2 rRNA genes are annotated in these 641 nt (G+C 49.8%); both read right to left on the minus strand.

Annotation, left to right across the window (positions count from 1 at the left end):
* A 23S ribosomal RNA gene (locus A3844_RS06695) occupies nucleotides 1-120 on the minus strand; the annotation flags it as partial.
* Between the two features lie 337 nt (nucleotides 121-457).
* Nucleotides 458-641, minus strand: a 16S ribosomal RNA gene (locus A3844_RS06700); the annotation flags it as partial.

Consider the following 641-nt stretch of genomic DNA (forward strand, 5'->3'; position numbering starts at 1 on the left):
ATTCGGACACCCCCGGATCAAAGCTTGCTTACAGCTCCCCGAGGCAGTTTCGTTGTTCGCCACGTCCTTCGTCGGCTCCTGGCGCCTAGGCATCCTCCGTGTGCTCTTATTAGCTTAACCATCGCTCCGGTGTTTCGCTTGTTCGCTCATCTTGTTTTAAACAGCGCTCCCGGATGAATCCGTTCGCTTGTCTGTTTAAAGCCAAAGGTCGCTTCACAATCGAAAACCTTCGCTTTCAGCATACTAATAACGATTTCAACTTGTTTACACAAGTTTCAGCTAAAAGATGTTCTAAAACGCATTTTCGTTTCGGTATCCAGTTTTCAAGGATCAAGGTATTACTTGAGAGCTTCAACTCTCAAAACTGAGCAACGAGTGAGTGTTCGAACCCAAAGGTTCTAATGGAAGTCAAGCTTCCGATTTGAATGTTTCCGTTGTAGGAAACGATTCTCCATAGAAAGGAGGTGATCCAGCCGCACCTTCCGATACGGCTACCTTGTTACGACTTCACCCCAATCATCTACCCCACCTTCGGCGGCTGGCCCCCTTGCGGGTTACCCCACCGACTTCGGGTGTTGTAAACTCTCGTGGTGTGACGGGCGGTGTGTACAAGACCCGGGAACGTATTCACCGCGGCATGC

The organism is Paenibacillus helianthi, assembly GCF_001909055.1.
GTDB classification, from domain to species: Bacteria; Bacillota; Bacilli; order Paenibacillales; family Paenibacillaceae; genus Paenibacillus_AQ; species Paenibacillus_AQ helianthi.